The following is a 13,598-nucleotide window of genomic DNA, read 5'->3' as shown; positions in this document are numbered from 1 at the left end:
GCCCACCCACTCCCAGCTACGGACGCTCACCAGTGCTCTATCCGCATGCCAACGGGGTGGGACGAACTCTCGAGGCTAGTGCGCGTATTCGCGACGATCGGTCACGTACTCCGGGATTCCGTACACGTCGAGCCGGTGACGGACTTGGCCCGTCAGGTACCGGTTCGTCACTTCCTGGAGCATCGGCTGACGGCTGGCGAGCGCAACAGCGATGAGGCGACCTGCGATGAACGGACCGGTCGCGGCGATGCGCGCGTAGTCGCGGAGGCTGATGTCTACACCCATGTCCGTCGCCGCCTTTCGGTTGTTGTCGCAGAAGGCTGCACAGAAGGCGACCTTGCTGTAGCTCTTCTCCACCGAGTCGGCTATTCGGTCGAACAGGCCGTCTGCGGGGCGCAGGTATGCATTCATGGTCGAGGCGACCAGCTTGCGGCAATCGTCGTCGAAACCATCGCGCAGGGTGGCTCCACGGATGTGGAACATGTTGACAATGCCTTCCGGGTTGGCCGGGAGTAGTTCCTCGGGCAAGCCGAGAAGAAAGCAACGGTATCGGTAGAATTCGACCATCGCCCGCTCACCCTCAGTGAAGTCGCGGCCGTTCTTGAGGGCACGCAGCGCGATTAGATATGGGCCGATCATTCCGGCGGGTAGTTGGTCGAGCTGAGGAATCGGCAGCCCGTAGATGCTGGCATCCCACGTGCGGCGTCGGCCGTTGCGGTCAGTGCTGCGCTTCAGTGCGTTGTATCGAACCATCGAGTGCATCACTCGGACCATCGCGGTCGCTTCGAACCCGGGGCCGAACCGTTCGAGAGCGCGCGGCAGCGTGGTGACGGCAAAGTACGCCGTCGTCTCATTGACGCGGTGTGCGGCCCGCGGCCCGGAGAGCGCGCCGGTGATCGTCATGGGAAGTGCTGCGTACGTGTTCGTGAAGGTGGCGATGAAGGCGCCGCGAGTCACGAACGGCGCGATAAGGCCAGCGCTCACGCGGGCGCGTGCGGCGCCCTTCTCGACCAGGGCATAGTCGATCCAGTCCGGCTTCGTCTCCATCACTGCAAGGAGATCAGCTAGTTCGGTGGGCGCATCTGGAACGCTCTCGATGCCCCTCTTGCATGCGCGGCGGATCAATCCGACCAACTCCGTCACCGAGTACTTCTCGGAGAGTGCGGCTATGCGATCGGCGGGAACGTCGGCGAGGTATAGAGAGGTCCTCGCTAGCTCCACTAGGCGCGGATTGTCGAGGTAGGCTTGACGGTCGCCGCGCCGCGACGGGAGGGCGCTCTTCACGTTCGGGTCGGTGGTGAAGCGCTCGGGCGTCGCGCTGAAGTCGAAGTCGCCGTACATCTCGGGTAGGTCCTCGACTTGTTGGAGCACTCGCGCCGCCAACTCAGGAAAGTACGTCACCATCAGCCCTCCATAACTCATCGTTACCGGGTAGCCAAGCCTGGACCAGGGCTACTCGGCACAGGTCCCAATCTGCTTCGCCACCGCGCGCAGAAGCGTCTGCCATTCGTCATTTCCCTGGCCAGCGAAGTCACCCGACGGCGCCATCTGCAGCATGTGTGCCATGCGTACACCGGTCAGACAGGTTTCCGGTACGACGGTGATGTACTGCCCCTGAAAGCCGTTGGCCTGGAAGCCAGCTGATGTCGCGCCTGACCACCACTGGTAGCCGTAGGAGCTCTCGTGTTCGTCGCCCGCGTCATGCGCTGGCTGCCGGTTCGTGGTTGCTTCGGTCACCCATCCCGGCGATACGACCTGGCGTCCGTTGGCCGCCGTTCCTCCGTTTCGCATCATCTCGCCGAATCGGAGAAAGTCTGCCGGCCGGGCGAAGAGCGACATCGAGGCCAAGGCGGCGCCGGTGCGATCGGTCAGGATGTCGGCGTCGGCTTCCATGCCGGCGGGTTTCCAGAGCTTTTCCGAGAGGGTCGTGCTCAACGGCTGCGCATAGATCGATTCCAATAACCAGCCCAGGACTTGGGTGTTGCCGCTGTTGTAGTTGAACGCTGTTCCCTGCGGGGCGACCCGGGCGAGGCCGCGTAAGTACTCGTTGCGGGTCTTCCCGATCTGGCCGCCGGAGTGGTAGTCGAGCGCGAGATCGATCCACTGCAGGAACTGATCGTTGTCCGAGATCTCCGATGTGTGTTCGTCCCACCTCACACCTGACCGCATGAGGAGAATGTTCCGGATCGTCGTGCCTTGCCAGGCGGTGTCCTCGAGGCCGGGAATGTACCGCTCGATGGGATCGTCGAGAGAGACGATGCGGCCCTCGTCGACGGCGATGCCGACGAGAGTCGAGATCACGGACTTGGTCGTCGACCAGCCGTGGTGCGATTGACTTTGCCGATAGCCGTTGGCGTAGAACTCGGCGATCAGCGAACCGTTGTGTGTCAGCAGAAGGGCGTCGGTCTGGGTGTCGCGGACGAAGTCGTTGACGGTTTTGGTGCGCCCCGACCACTCGTACGTCACTGCTCCGATGTCGACAGGGGACTGTTTTCGGTCCAGGGCCGCGGGTGTGCCGGCCGCGATGCGCTCATGGGGCAGCAACACGTCGGGCTTGATGACGTCGGTGGGCAACGGGAGGAGCAGCTTGTTGTTGCGCATCGCTTCGTGTACCCAGTTCGACCAGTAGTCCGGGGACGCCAGCGTCGCTTCGGCTCCGGCGACAAGATCGGGCAGCGCCGGAACACCGAGGATTTCGCCGCCCTGGATTGCGGCGAGCAGCGAGCGGGCGTCGGTGACGCTGGGGGGTGCGCTCTGTGCCGCGGGTGTTGCCGCGGCGATCGCGGGCTGGCTGCCCATGGCTGAGGCGACAGCAATGGCAACGGCCGCACAACTTTTCGCGGTGCGATAGCGGCGGGTCATCGGAGTTCTCCATTCTCGGGGGACTGCGTTGCGGGCGCGCCCACCCAGCGGTCTGGTTGTCGGAGGTGCCAGCACTCCACGTCTTCGAGCTGAGCGGCGAGGGCAATGAGTTTGTGCTCGCTGGAATCCGGACCAAGGAGTTGGGCGCCGTACGGCACGCCGTCCTTGTCGATGCCGGCGGGCACGTTGATACCGGGCCAACCGGTGATGTTCCAGCACCACGCGTATGGGGCGACCGTGGTCATGAGTCGGTCTGTGGCACTGTTTGACAATCGGTCGAACGCGCCGACAAGTGGTGCTCGTCCGGCGGTAGTCGGAGTGATCACGACGTCGACGTTCTCGAACACCTTGCCGAGCCGACTGCGTACCCGGGCTTCCTGCCGTCGGGCCGCCTGAAGCGCAAGGCCCCGGAGAAGGCGGCCCGTTCTAGCGTTCGCTCGTGTACGTGGATCGAGAAGCGCGGGATCGGGCACGCGGCGCTCCCAATCGACCAGTCCTGCCATTGATCGAGGAAGGAATCCCGCCCCGGCCAACCCATACGGCATATCCAGGGACACGACTTCATGCCCGAGTGACTCGATCACAGCGGCAAGACGAGTGACACCTGCTTCGATCTGCCGATCAAGACTGGTGGGAAACGCCACGAAGGGTGGACGCAACGACAGCCCGACTCGGAGGTGCCCTGGGTCTAGCCGTTCGGCCGCCTCTGTGGCACAAGGCATCAGAGGCGAGGGCTGCACACTGTCGAGTGGATGGTTACCGCTGGCCGCGTCGAGGAGAATGGCGGCGTCCATCACCGTTCGGGCGAGGGGACCGAAGACCGTCAGCCCGTTGAACGCGTCTCGGTACGGCCACGTGGACAGTCTTCCGCGTTGTGGCTTGATACCGATCAGTCCTGACCATGCGGCAGGTATCCGCACCGATCCGGCGCCATCGGATCCGAGCGCCGCGGCCACCACACCAGACGCGACTGCGGCGGCTGAACCTCCACTGGAACCGCCCGGGGTGAAACGTGGATTCCACGGATTGCGTGTCTTGCCGAACGTCCCCTCGGTGAAAGGCCATTGCCCGAACTCGGGCATGTGCGTCTTCCCGATGATGATCGCGCCTGCCTCGCGGAGGCGTCGGACGACCTCGCCGTCGCGTCTGGCGGGCGTGAACTCGCCGGCGCATCCACATTGAGTGGTCTCACCGGCGAGATCCATGTCGTCCTTGATCGCCACCGGAACGCCGAGGAGCGGGCGTTTATCCCCGGCGGCGAGGCGGGCATCCGCTGCCGCCGCCTCGGTCAGCGCGGCCTCCCCGCGCAGGGAACGGAACGCGTTCACAGCGTTGTCGCACTGATCCGCATAGGCGATGGCCCGTGCGACGAGATCGACGGAACTCACCGTGCCGCCCTGCAGCGCGCTGACCTGGTCGGCTAGGGTCGCAAGGTTGGAAGACGCCATCGGCTCAGAGCATCCGGGCAACGGCGCGACCGGTCTGGCGACCGGTGAAGAGACAGCCACCGAGGAAGGTACCTTCGAGGGCCCGGTAGCCGTGGTAGCCGCCACCGCCGAAGCCCGACGCCTCGCCGACGGCGAACAGTCCAGGCACCGGCTGTCCGTTGCTGCCAATGACCCTGCCGGACAGATCCGTCTGCAGGCCACCGAGCGATTTACGCGTCAGGATGTTCATCTTGATGGCGATCAGGGGCCCTGATTCGGGATCGGTAATGGACTTCAGTGGAGCGGTTCGGAAGAGGTTGTCGCCCAGGTATGCCTGGGAACGTCTGATCTGCTGAATTCCAGGATCAGTGGAGTGCGGGTTCCTGCTTTCGGTACCACGTTGCGTCACTTGATGATTGATGTCGGCAGCATCCAGCAAGTCTGTTCCGGCGAGTCGGTTCATCTTGTCTGTCAGTTCACTGAGCGTTCGGGCGGTGACGAAATCGGGCCCCTTGTCGATGAAGGCCTGAACCGGAGCTGGCACACCTCGGATTCGATTCAGCAGGTACTCGGGCAGGTTCTTGGATGTAAGTTCGGGATTCTGCTCGGAACCGGAGAGCACAAACTCCTTCGAGATGATCTCCCTGTTCAGGACGAACCAGGAGTAGTCGAAGCCGGACTGTTGGATGAGTTCGAGGGTGCCGAGAGTGTCCACGCTCGGGATGCCAGGACTGGCGAATCGGCGTCCGGTGGCGTCGAACCACATCGACGACGGGGCAGCGAGGACGCGAATGCCGTGGCCGGGCCAGATCGGGGTGTGATTCCGCAGTCCCTCTGTGTAGTGCCACATCCGGTCGCGGTTGACGACCCGGCCGCCTGCTTGCTCGGTGATGCCGAGCATGCGTCCGTCGACGTGCGCAGGAACGCCGGTCACCATGAAACCGGGGGCTGTGCCCAGACGTGATGGCCAGTACTTCCGGACCAGATCCTGGTTTCCTCCAATACCACCGGAGGCGACGATGACCAGTGGGGCCCGAAACTCGAAGTCGCCGACGACCTCACGGGAGCTCACCTGTCCCCGGGGAGTATCGCTTGGTGCCAAGACTGATCCGCGAACGCCGGTGACGTTGCCTCCGACGGTAAGTAGTTCGTCGACCTGGTGCCTGAACTGAAACGTCACGAGCCCGGCCCCCTGAAACTCGCGGATCCGGCGCTCGAAAGGTTCCACCACGCCCGGTCCGGTTCCCAAGGTCATATGGAATCGGGGCACCGAGTTGCCCGGGTCTTGTTGGCGTCCGGTGCCGCGCTCGGCCCAGCCGACGACAGGGACCCAGGCGACACCCATGCGGGCCAGCCAGTCGCGTTTCTCGCCGGCGGCAAACTCCAGATACTTCTCCGCCCAACGCTGCGCCCAGTAGTCCTCACCGTCGGACTGCTCGGGTGCGCGATCGAAACCCGCCGTCGTCATCCAGTCGCGTCTCGCGTTGTCGAACGAATCGCGGATCCCCATCAATCGCTGCTCAGGAGAGTCGATGAAGAACAGTCCTCCCAGACTCCAGAAGGCCTGGCCGCCTAGGTTCTTCTCGGACTCCTGATCGACGATCAGAACCTTCTTCCCCTCGGCAGCGAGCTCGCAGGCCGCAACGAGCCCCGAAAGACCGTGGCCCACGATGATCGCGTCGGCATGTTGGGAGGGTCCCGAAGACGCTGGCACGGCTCGTGCAGAGGCTGACCCGGGCCGTGCGAGAGCCGTGGCGACCACTGCCGCCGCGCCCGCGGCAATCACCTGGCGGCGGGTGACCGTCTTCTTGGTTGTCACGGCGATTGCCCCTCGATTCCTGTGCAGATGTTAAATGTCCGTTAATCGCTCGTTCGAACGAACGATTCGGCTACGGTAATTGCCTAACGTCTCGGGGGCAAGCACGTCAGCAGAATTCAGATCACCGGTTGAGAGGCACACAGATGACGGAATCGAAGGCCGAAGCACAGCAGTCAGGCCCGATCATCGATCGCAGCACGGCAGTCGCGGTGGTAGGAGCCGGCCCGGCAGGCCTCAGCATCGCGCGTATGTTCCGGAAATACGGCGTCGACTACGACCAGTTCGAGCGCCACACCGGGGTCGGAGGACTCTGGGACATCGACAACCCCGGAACCCCGATGTACGAATCAGCTCACTTCATTTCCTCGCGCGACATGTCCGGCTTCTACGACTACCCGATGCCGAAGTCGTTCGGTGACTATCCGACTCGCACTCAGATCCTGCAGTACACGAAGTTGTTCGCCGACGAGTTCGGCCTGGCCGACCGGATCGCCTTCGACTGCGGCGTCACTCGCATCGAAGAAGACGGAGAACACTGGCTGGTCACCACCGAGGACGGCACCATCAGGCGGTACAAGGCGGTCGTCTGTGCGTCCGGAACCAACTGGCACCCGCGGATGCCGATGCACCCCGGCCACTTCGACGGCGCGATTCGCCACGCGGTGACGCATCGAAGCGCCCGCGACTTCGCAGGTAGACGAGTGCTCGTCGTCGGCCTCGGGAACTCGGCGGCCGACATCAGCTGCGATGCCGCGCAGAGCGCCGACGCCGCGTTTGTCAGCACCCGACGCGGCTACCACATCATCCCGAAGCACCTGTTCGGTGTGCCGGTAGATCAGCTCGACGACGGCGCTGTGACGATCCCTCGCTGGATCGAACGCCCGGTCATGACCGCCGCGCTCCGAGTGATCGTTGGTGACGTCACGCGTTGGGGGCTCCCGAAGCCGGACCATCGCTTGTTCGACTCGCACCCGCTCCTGAACAGCCAACTCCTCCACCACCTGCAGCACGGTGACATCACCGTCAAGCCAGAGATCGAACGATTCGACGGCCCCGACGTGGTATTCACGGACGGCAGCCGCGAACAGATCGACCTGGTGCTGTACGCGACCGGCTACCAGATGAAGATCCCGTACATCGACGAGAGCTACTTCGACTGGAACGGTGACCGGCCCGCGCAGTACTTGACGGCGTTCAACCGCCACCACAAGAATCTCTTCACTCTCGGCTACATCGAGACGAACTCGAGTGCCTACACACTGTTCGACAACATCTCGAATCTTGTCGCGCAGTACGTTGCTGCACAGGACTCCAATCCCGCACTGACGGCACGCTTCGAGCGACTCATCGCGAACGACGATCCCGATCTGAGTGGCGGTCTGTCACTGGTCAAGTCGGATCGGCACAAGGGCTACATCGATTCGAAGACGATCAAGAAGAACATCGCGCGGGTCCTCGAGGAGACAGGTTTCGCCCCGCTGGCCCCGGGATTCGCCGAGTCGCTCCGCACACGCCCCTCCACGCTCGCGATGCGATGAGGCGGGCCGATGACTGAGCTGACTCGACCGAGAGTGCTGCCCGGCCCCCCGGCTGCCAGATTGGCGGTAACCCTCGGTACATACGCCGCCCAAGGATTCGGGTACGCAGTGGTGGTGTCCGCCCTGCCCACGCTCAAGGAGAAGATCGGCTTCTCCGAAGGTTTGCTCTCCGCCGTACTACTGGGCGTCTGTCTAGCAGCCGGTCTCGGGTCGATGCTGGCCGACGTCATCGCGGTCAGGTGGGGTAGTAGATGGTCGTTGGCCGCCGGGTTCCTGATCGAGGCGGTCGCGTTGGCGGTACTCATCGGGTCGAGGGACATCGAACTGTTCGTGGCAGCAGTGCTCGCCTACGGTCTGGGTCTTGGTGTGGTGGACGCCGCGTGCAACATGCAGGGAGCATTGGCCGAAGCCACGACTTCTCAGCCGCTCTTCGGACGTCTCTACGCTGCCTACACGGTAGCCGCGGTCCTCGGAGCTCTCGCGACCTCGGTCGTTCAGGCCAGCGACCTACCGTCTTTGTCGACCATAGGTATCGCCGCTTTCCTCGGGACCCTCGTCGCGTGTCTCGCGGTCCGCTTCAGCGATCCGCACATCGCCCCCAAGCAGACGTCCGGGAGCACCCGGAAGGTAGTGCGGGAGAAACTTCCGCGCCGTGGAATCTTCCTCACCGGAACACTCGTGTTCATTGCCTTCGTCGTCGACGCGGCAGTCTCGAGTTGGAGCACTCTCTACATGCAGGACGGGCTGGAATCCTCACCGTCGGTGGCTCCTCTGGCCTACGCGGCCTACCTTTCGGTCGTCCTCGTCGGACGACTGGCAGCCGATCCGATGGTCAAGCGCTGGGGGCGAGAGCTGACCAGCTTGACCGGAGTCGTTCTGGCCCTGCTCGGCTGTGTACTTCTTGTCGTGGTCCATTCACCTACCCCCGCGATCATCGGGTTCGCACTCACCGGTGGTGCTGCCGGACTCCTAGTCCCGGTGGCATTCAGCTGGGCAGGCGAACTTCTCCCGAGACGAAGCGATGAAGTGATCGCCCGAGTGAACCTGTTCAACTACGGCGGAGCGATCGTCGGCGCAGCTGCCCTCGGAGCCCTGGCTGGAAACGCAGCCGATCTCGGAATAGGTTTCCTCTTGCCTTCGATCGCCTTGGTCCTCTCGCTGCCCGTCCTGCGCGCCATCCGGCAGTAGCGATTCACCGCGCGAGGCTTCACCTGGCTCCTACCGGCCGATAGGCGTTGGCGCGGAGCTATGCTCGGTCATCATCGCGACGTACGCCTCTTCCTGGATCGTCAGGTGCCAGCGTTGGTGTGTACCACCACGGTCGTGGGCTGATGTGCATCATTCGGCCTGCGCCGGGGTCGGGAGCGGAGCCGCCAGGCGGGAAGGCCTACCGACTACCCGTCAGCGTCTACGCCGAGCGGTCGTCGTCGCCGGAGTCGGTGTCGGGGTCGCCCGCTGTTGCCGGCGCAGCCGGCGGTCGCCGCACCGACGGACACCGTCTTTCCGATCCCGGTGGTGTGGGTCGGGCTCGGTGTCACCAATCTTCCCTCAGGGGACATCGAATACGTCACCGCCAGCACTGATCCGGCGACGCCGGGTGTCACCCGGTTCACCGGGGCGGCCCGCGCGGTCCATTGGCGCAACCTCTCGACCGGCGCGAACGGCAGCGTGATGGTGGAGTGACCGAGCGTCGAGGTCCGCACTGGGCCGGGAATCGTCGTGGCCACCGCGACAGGGTGGGGATGGACGATCCTGGCCGGCACGGGCGGCTGGACGGTTCCCTGACGGTCAGTGTTTCGTGCGGGTGGTGCCCCAGTCGAAGCCGAGGTTGTCGAGTTCGGTGATGCGTTCGGGGGTCAGGAACTACCGGCCCTTTCTTCGATCGGCTCGTCGTGTGAAGACCCATAGTCCGAGGCGGAATCCGTCGGGGCAGGTGAACCGGTGGGGAACATGCGCGTGCCCGTGCTCGGCGACGTAGTCGGCGAGGTGGGCGGCGGCGTTCTTCCACCGCTGCTGCTCGAACGTTGCACGGTTGCTGGCCGGGCCCCAGTCGAAGCCGAGCGCGTCGAGCTGGGCGATCCGCTCCGGGGTCAAGGTCGGGGTCTGGTGTCGTCGGTCGGTGCGGCGCCGGCTCATCCATGCTCCGAGCCGGAATCCGTCCTCGCACTCCCAGCGGTGCGGCACGTCGAGGTTCCCGTGCTCGTCCCGGTACCGAGCAAGTCGCTCGAGAGTGGCCGCCCACTGCTCGGCGAAGTCGTCGACGGATCGGCCGGGCCGTGGTGGTGCCCAATCGAGCCCGAGGGCGTCGAGTTGCGCGATCCGCTGCGGGGTCAGGCGGGCGGCGTCGAGGCGGCGGTCTTCGCGGCGGTGCATCACCCGCGACGCCAGCCGCATCCCGTCCTCGCACACGTACCCCTTCGGGACGCGGGCGTGGCCGTGTTCGGCGATGAACGCCTCGAGGTGCGCGATGCCGTCCTCCCACAACTGCGCTGGTGTCTTGCCGGCCCGCCTGTCCGGGTGGGCCCGTTTCTCTTCCGGATCGGTGGAGGCCGCGACCTGGGGTGTTATTCGCAGGCGACGCCGTCGTTGTCGCGGTCGAGTTTGCTGCTGTAGCCGGGCTCGCCGCGCATGATCGGTGCCGCGCCATCCGCCCACCCCTTCCGGCCTGTGTCCCGGATCGTAAACGCCGGGACCCTGCCAGAAAGTCTGACGCACGAGAGGCGAAATCCACGCCGAATCCACAGCCTGGGTAATCGGAAAGTAATGGTCAAGCTTTAGATGTAGGCGATCATGATCAACATGACTGGGGGGAAGGGCACGACCGCGACGATGAACGACGGGAGTTTCCGTAGCCGCACGGCCGAGCCGATCTCCCCCCTTCGGCAGGTTCAGGATGTGTTCGAGGCCGCCGAACGTGGTCTCGGGTCCGCGCTCGTGATTACCGGACCTGCGGGGTCCGGGCGCACTCGTCTGCTGGGCGAGCTGGTCGTGAATTCGTCCTTCGACACGGTCTCCATCGGCGGCGCGTCGAACGTGCGCGAGCATGTCGACCAGAGCTTGATGGCGCTGCTGGGCCGGTCGGGTCGCCGGCGTGCTGGTGTCCGACAGGCTGGGGGGCTCGAGGTCGGCGAGTCCACGATCGTCACCCGCGCAGAACATCTGCTCGACGCGATCGCGCGGCACGCCGACCACGAGGGGCCGTTGGCGATACTCGTCGACGACGCCGACTGTATGGGAGAGGACTGCCAAACGCTCCTCGGGTACGTGGGGCGCAGGCTCGCGAATCATCGGGTCGTTCTGGTGCTCGTCAGCGGAGTCGAACCGCCGGAACCGTTCCTGCCGCTGTCCCAGGTCGCGGTGCCCCCGTTGGGGTATGCCGCTACCGGCGCGCTCATGGCCGAGGCGCTCGGCACGGTCCCAGCGCCGGCGCTCGTCGACGAGTTGCACCGCGTCTCCCGCGGGAATCCCGGTGTGTTGCTGGAACTGTGCGAGACGGTGACCGAGGAACAGATCGCCGGAATCGAGTCGATCCGGTATCCGATCGTGGTCGGTGGCTCCCGCGCATCGCGGTGGATGGAGATCGACGATCGTATGACCGACGCCCAGCGGACGATGCTGTGCCTTCTGGCGGTGGCGAAGTCGGTTGCTGTACCGGATCTGCTCGAGCTGGCGGGGGACGGGGGGAGCGCTGACCCCGAGCGGGAGTTGGATGGATTGCTGTCCCTGCGACAATTGGAACGGGTCGGGGACCGGGTGCGGATCGGCCATCAGCTGGATCGGTGGGCTGTCTACGGGACCGCCACCTCTGCCAGGCGGACGGTCGTACACGCCTTGGTCGACGAGGGCGGGTATCAGAGAGAGCTCGAGGGTGGACGCGACGGCGTCGCGGACGCTTCTGTCCTGCGACCGATCGACGCGGGACACGGGCTACAGCGGGTCCTGAACAACGCCGAGGCTATGGCCCGCGGCTCTCTCGCGCTGTCGATGCTGCGTGACGCAATCTCGGCTTCGAGCGGCGCGAGCGCGAGCGCACTACGGTTGACCGCCGCGAAACTCGCACTCGAAAAGGGATTCCGCAGCGACGCCGAGCATCTCGCGGACGGTGTGGTGTGGTCGGACGCGTGCGTGCAAGACCGCGCCGCAGCCGAACTCGTCAAGATCGAGGCCCGCTATCTCGCCGATAGGCCGATCCACATCGAGTCCGTCGTCGACGCGGTACGCGAGTTCGCCGAGCAGGCACCGGCCGCCGCGATCGAGTTGGCAGGAGTCGCGATCCTCTTCCAGCTCGAGCAGGACCAGGTCTACGGCGTGCACGAGCTGTACGCGCTCGCGGAGCGCATCCACACCCGCCACCCCGACACACCCTGCGACGCGTTCACGGTGGCACGGATGAGCCTGGCCCTGGCTAGGGAGGACTTCGAGGAGGCGCAGGCCCTGCACAACGAGGCGGACGCCGCCGAGCCCTTCTCCCAGAGAAGCTTTCGAGTGGTCGTCGTCTTGGGGAAGATTCTGAGTCGGCTCGGGCGAGTCGAGGAGGCGCGGGCTCGGTTCGAGTGCGCGTCGAATCCGTCCCTGACTCCGCTCGAACAGATGCGCCTGCTCACGGCGCAAGTCGACTGCGAGATCCTTGCGGGCAACCCCATCGCGGCAGGGCGCCTCTGGGAACAGGCCGACGCGATCGTCTCGTCTCACACACATCTGCGCATGCTGCGCGGCGCTCAGCGGGTGCAGATCCTGGGGCTGCAGGGGCGGTTCGACGAGGCCCAATACGTTGCGGCCCGAGTACGTTCCGACGGATTCTCCTGGTCGATCGACAGCCTGCACGCGAGGCTTCTTTCCGCGCTCGGCTCGAACGCGTTGATGCAGGGTGACGCCGAACGGGCGATCGCCCTGCTCGAGCAGAGCATCGATCACGTCGACCGGTATGCCTGTGTCTGGAAGACGCAACGGTACGTCGACCTGATCGAGGCACTCGTTCTCGCGGGCGACAGGACGGCCGCAGCGCGCATGCTGGACGTGACAACTCGGCGCCTGCAGCGGTTCCCGCAGACGCCTCTGGCGTCGGCGATCCTGGCACGGGGACGGTTGCTGGTCGCCGACATCACCGACGCCCGTGAGCTGGTCGAGCTGGCGCCGGGTTCCCGGGGCGACAAGGCACCCTCACTCGAGTGGGCCCGTTCCCTGGCAATCTACGCCGACAGGCTGCGGGAGCACGGCAAGATCACCCAGAGCCGTCAGCACGCGCAGACAGCCGTCGCACTGTTCGAACGCATCGGCGCCACAGGATGGATCGACGGCGGCCGCTGGGGCACGCGCACCGACGAGGCCGGCACACCCGCGTCACCACTGTCGGAAGATCCTCGACCCGAGACGCTGAGTGACATCGAACGACGGGTGGTCCATCTCGTCGTGCAGGGCATGCGCAGCCGTGACGTCGCTGCGCAACTGTATGTTTCGCTGCGCATGGTGGAAAAGCACCTCACCAGCGTCTACCGGAAACTTGGTATCCGTTCGCGCGCCGAGCTCATCGGCTTGATCAAGAACCAGGAACCGGCGACCGCTTCAAGCACCACTGCGTGAGGTTCCGAGTGCCCCCAACCCGGCCATCGGCGTGGGCGCTTTCAGGATCTGGGGTCCGTCATATCGCCGGCGGAGCGAACAGCAGGGCGACCGCACCCCATGCGGGTCAACGGGCCCATGGCCGAAGGCCAGCTACGTGACTGTCCGCTGTCGGCGCCAGCATCGCTGCCGTCGCTGCAATCGGCCTCATCAGTGTCGCCAGTGCAAAGGGCGTAATCCATCAGTCCTGTTGCCCGGCAAAGTCATAACGTTACCTCCGGTCACGTCCTGAGAAGAGCGGAGGGCCCACCACTCGAGGTCCGAGAGCTGGAGATCAGCGCGCGTACGGCACCGCGGCCTACGCGGTGCCGGTCATGGACGCCGCGAGGCGGA

9 protein-coding genes and 1 pseudogene are annotated in these 13,598 nt (G+C 65.1%); 4 read left to right on the top strand and 6 right to left on the bottom strand.

Annotation, left to right across the window (positions count from 1 at the left end):
* Positions 1–75: 75 nt before the first annotated feature.
* From ACQ5DX_RS29275 to ACQ5DX_RS29260, 4 genes are read right to left on the bottom strand one after another with little or no spacing between them, the layout of a single operon-like run.
* Positions 76–1,404, bottom strand: coding sequence for an oxygenase MpaB family protein (locus tag ACQ5DX_RS29275; RefSeq protein WP_430336229.1), 1,329 nt, complete (start codon positions 1,402–1,404; stop codon positions 76–78).
* A 48-nt stretch (positions 1,405–1,452) separates the two neighbouring features.
* Complete coding sequence (locus ACQ5DX_RS29270; RefSeq protein ID WP_430336228.1) at positions 1,453–2,862, bottom strand: serine hydrolase domain-containing protein; 1,410 nt, start codon at positions 2,860–2,862, stop codon at positions 1,453–1,455.
* Positions 2,859–4,310 carry an amidase gene (locus tag ACQ5DX_RS29265; RefSeq protein ID WP_430336227.1) on the bottom strand — a complete coding sequence of 484 codons (1,452 nt, stop codon included), beginning with the start codon at positions 4,308–4,310 and terminating at the stop codon, positions 2,859–2,861. Before ACQ5DX_RS29265 ends, ACQ5DX_RS29270 begins: the two co-directional genes overlap by 4 nt.
* Positions 4,311–4,314: 4 nt before the next feature.
* On the bottom strand, positions 4,315–6,003 hold the full coding sequence (locus ACQ5DX_RS29260) for an FAD-binding dehydrogenase (protein WP_430336344.1): 1,689 nt from the start codon (positions 6,001–6,003) through the stop codon (positions 4,315–4,317).
* 248 nt (positions 6,004–6,251) lie between these two features.
* On the opposite strand from ACQ5DX_RS29260, the gene ACQ5DX_RS29255 reads away from it, so the two are divergent.
* From ACQ5DX_RS29255 to ACQ5DX_RS29245, 3 genes are all read left to right on the top strand, one after another.
* The gene (locus ACQ5DX_RS29255) at positions 6,252–7,646 is read left to right on the top strand and encodes a flavin-containing monooxygenase (protein ID WP_430336226.1); all 1,395 of its coding nucleotides are present in this window, start codon (positions 6,252–6,254) and stop codon (positions 7,644–7,646) included.
* A 9-nt stretch (positions 7,647–7,655) separates the two neighbouring features.
* Positions 7,656–8,834: an MFS transporter gene (locus ACQ5DX_RS29250; RefSeq protein WP_430336225.1), complete on the top strand. Its 1,179-nt coding sequence runs from the start codon at positions 7,656–7,658 to the stop codon at positions 8,832–8,834.
* Between the two features lie 270 nt (positions 8,835–9,104).
* Positions 9,105–9,329, top strand: coding sequence for a hypothetical protein (locus ACQ5DX_RS29245; protein ID WP_430336224.1), 225 nt, complete (start codon positions 9,105–9,107; stop codon positions 9,327–9,329).
* 180 nt (positions 9,330–9,509) lie between these two features.
* Here the strand turns inward: ACQ5DX_RS29245 and ACQ5DX_RS29240 are convergent, their stop codons facing one another.
* A complete protein-coding gene (locus ACQ5DX_RS29240) occupies positions 9,510–10,130 on the bottom strand; it encodes a helicase associated domain-containing protein (protein WP_430336223.1) in 621 nt (206 codons plus the stop codon).
* A gap of 80 nt (positions 10,131–10,210) precedes the next feature.
* Positions 10,211–10,297, bottom strand: a pseudogene (locus tag ACQ5DX_RS29235) (excalibur calcium-binding domain-containing protein); the annotation flags it as partial.
* Positions 10,298–10,445: 148 nt separating this feature from the next.
* On the opposite strand from ACQ5DX_RS29235, the gene ACQ5DX_RS29230 reads away from it, so the two are divergent.
* A complete protein-coding gene (locus ACQ5DX_RS29230) occupies positions 10,446–13,226 on the top strand; it encodes a LuxR C-terminal-related transcriptional regulator (RefSeq protein ID WP_430336222.1) in 2,781 nt (926 codons plus the stop codon).
* The last annotated feature ends 372 nt before the right edge of the window (positions 13,227–13,598 follow it).

Origin of the sequence: Rhodococcus sp. ACT016, assembly GCF_050477185.1 — a bacterium.
Classification (GTDB): Bacteria; Actinomycetota; Actinomycetes; order Mycobacteriales; family Mycobacteriaceae; genus Prescottella.
The sequence above is the reverse complement of the archived record's forward strand: the minus strand, read 5'-3'. Positions and strand labels throughout refer to the sequence as shown.

Bases quoted from the DNA above. Each gene is read 5' to 3' on its own strand.
- ACQ5DX_RS29275 (WP_430336229.1), bottom strand. From the start codon at position 1,404: ATGGTGACGTACTTTCCTGAGTTGGCGGCGCGAGTGCTCCAACAAGTC.
- ACQ5DX_RS29270 (WP_430336228.1), bottom strand. From the start codon at position 2,862: ATGACCCGCCGCTATCGCACCGCGAAAAGTTGTGCGGCCGTTGCCATT.
- ACQ5DX_RS29265 (WP_430336227.1), bottom strand. From the start codon at position 4,310: ATGGCGTCTTCCAACCTTGCGACCCTAGCCGACCAGGTCAGCGCGCTG.
- ACQ5DX_RS29255 (WP_430336226.1), top strand. From the start codon at position 6,252: ATGACGGAATCGAAGGCCGAAGCACAGCAGTCAGGCCCGATCATCGAT.
- ACQ5DX_RS29250 (WP_430336225.1), top strand. From the start codon at position 7,656: ATGACTGAGCTGACTCGACCGAGAGTGCTGCCCGGCCCCCCGGCTGCC.
- ACQ5DX_RS29230 (WP_430336222.1), top strand. From the start codon at position 10,446: ATGACTGGGGGGAAGGGCACGACCGCGACGATGAACGACGGGAGTTTC.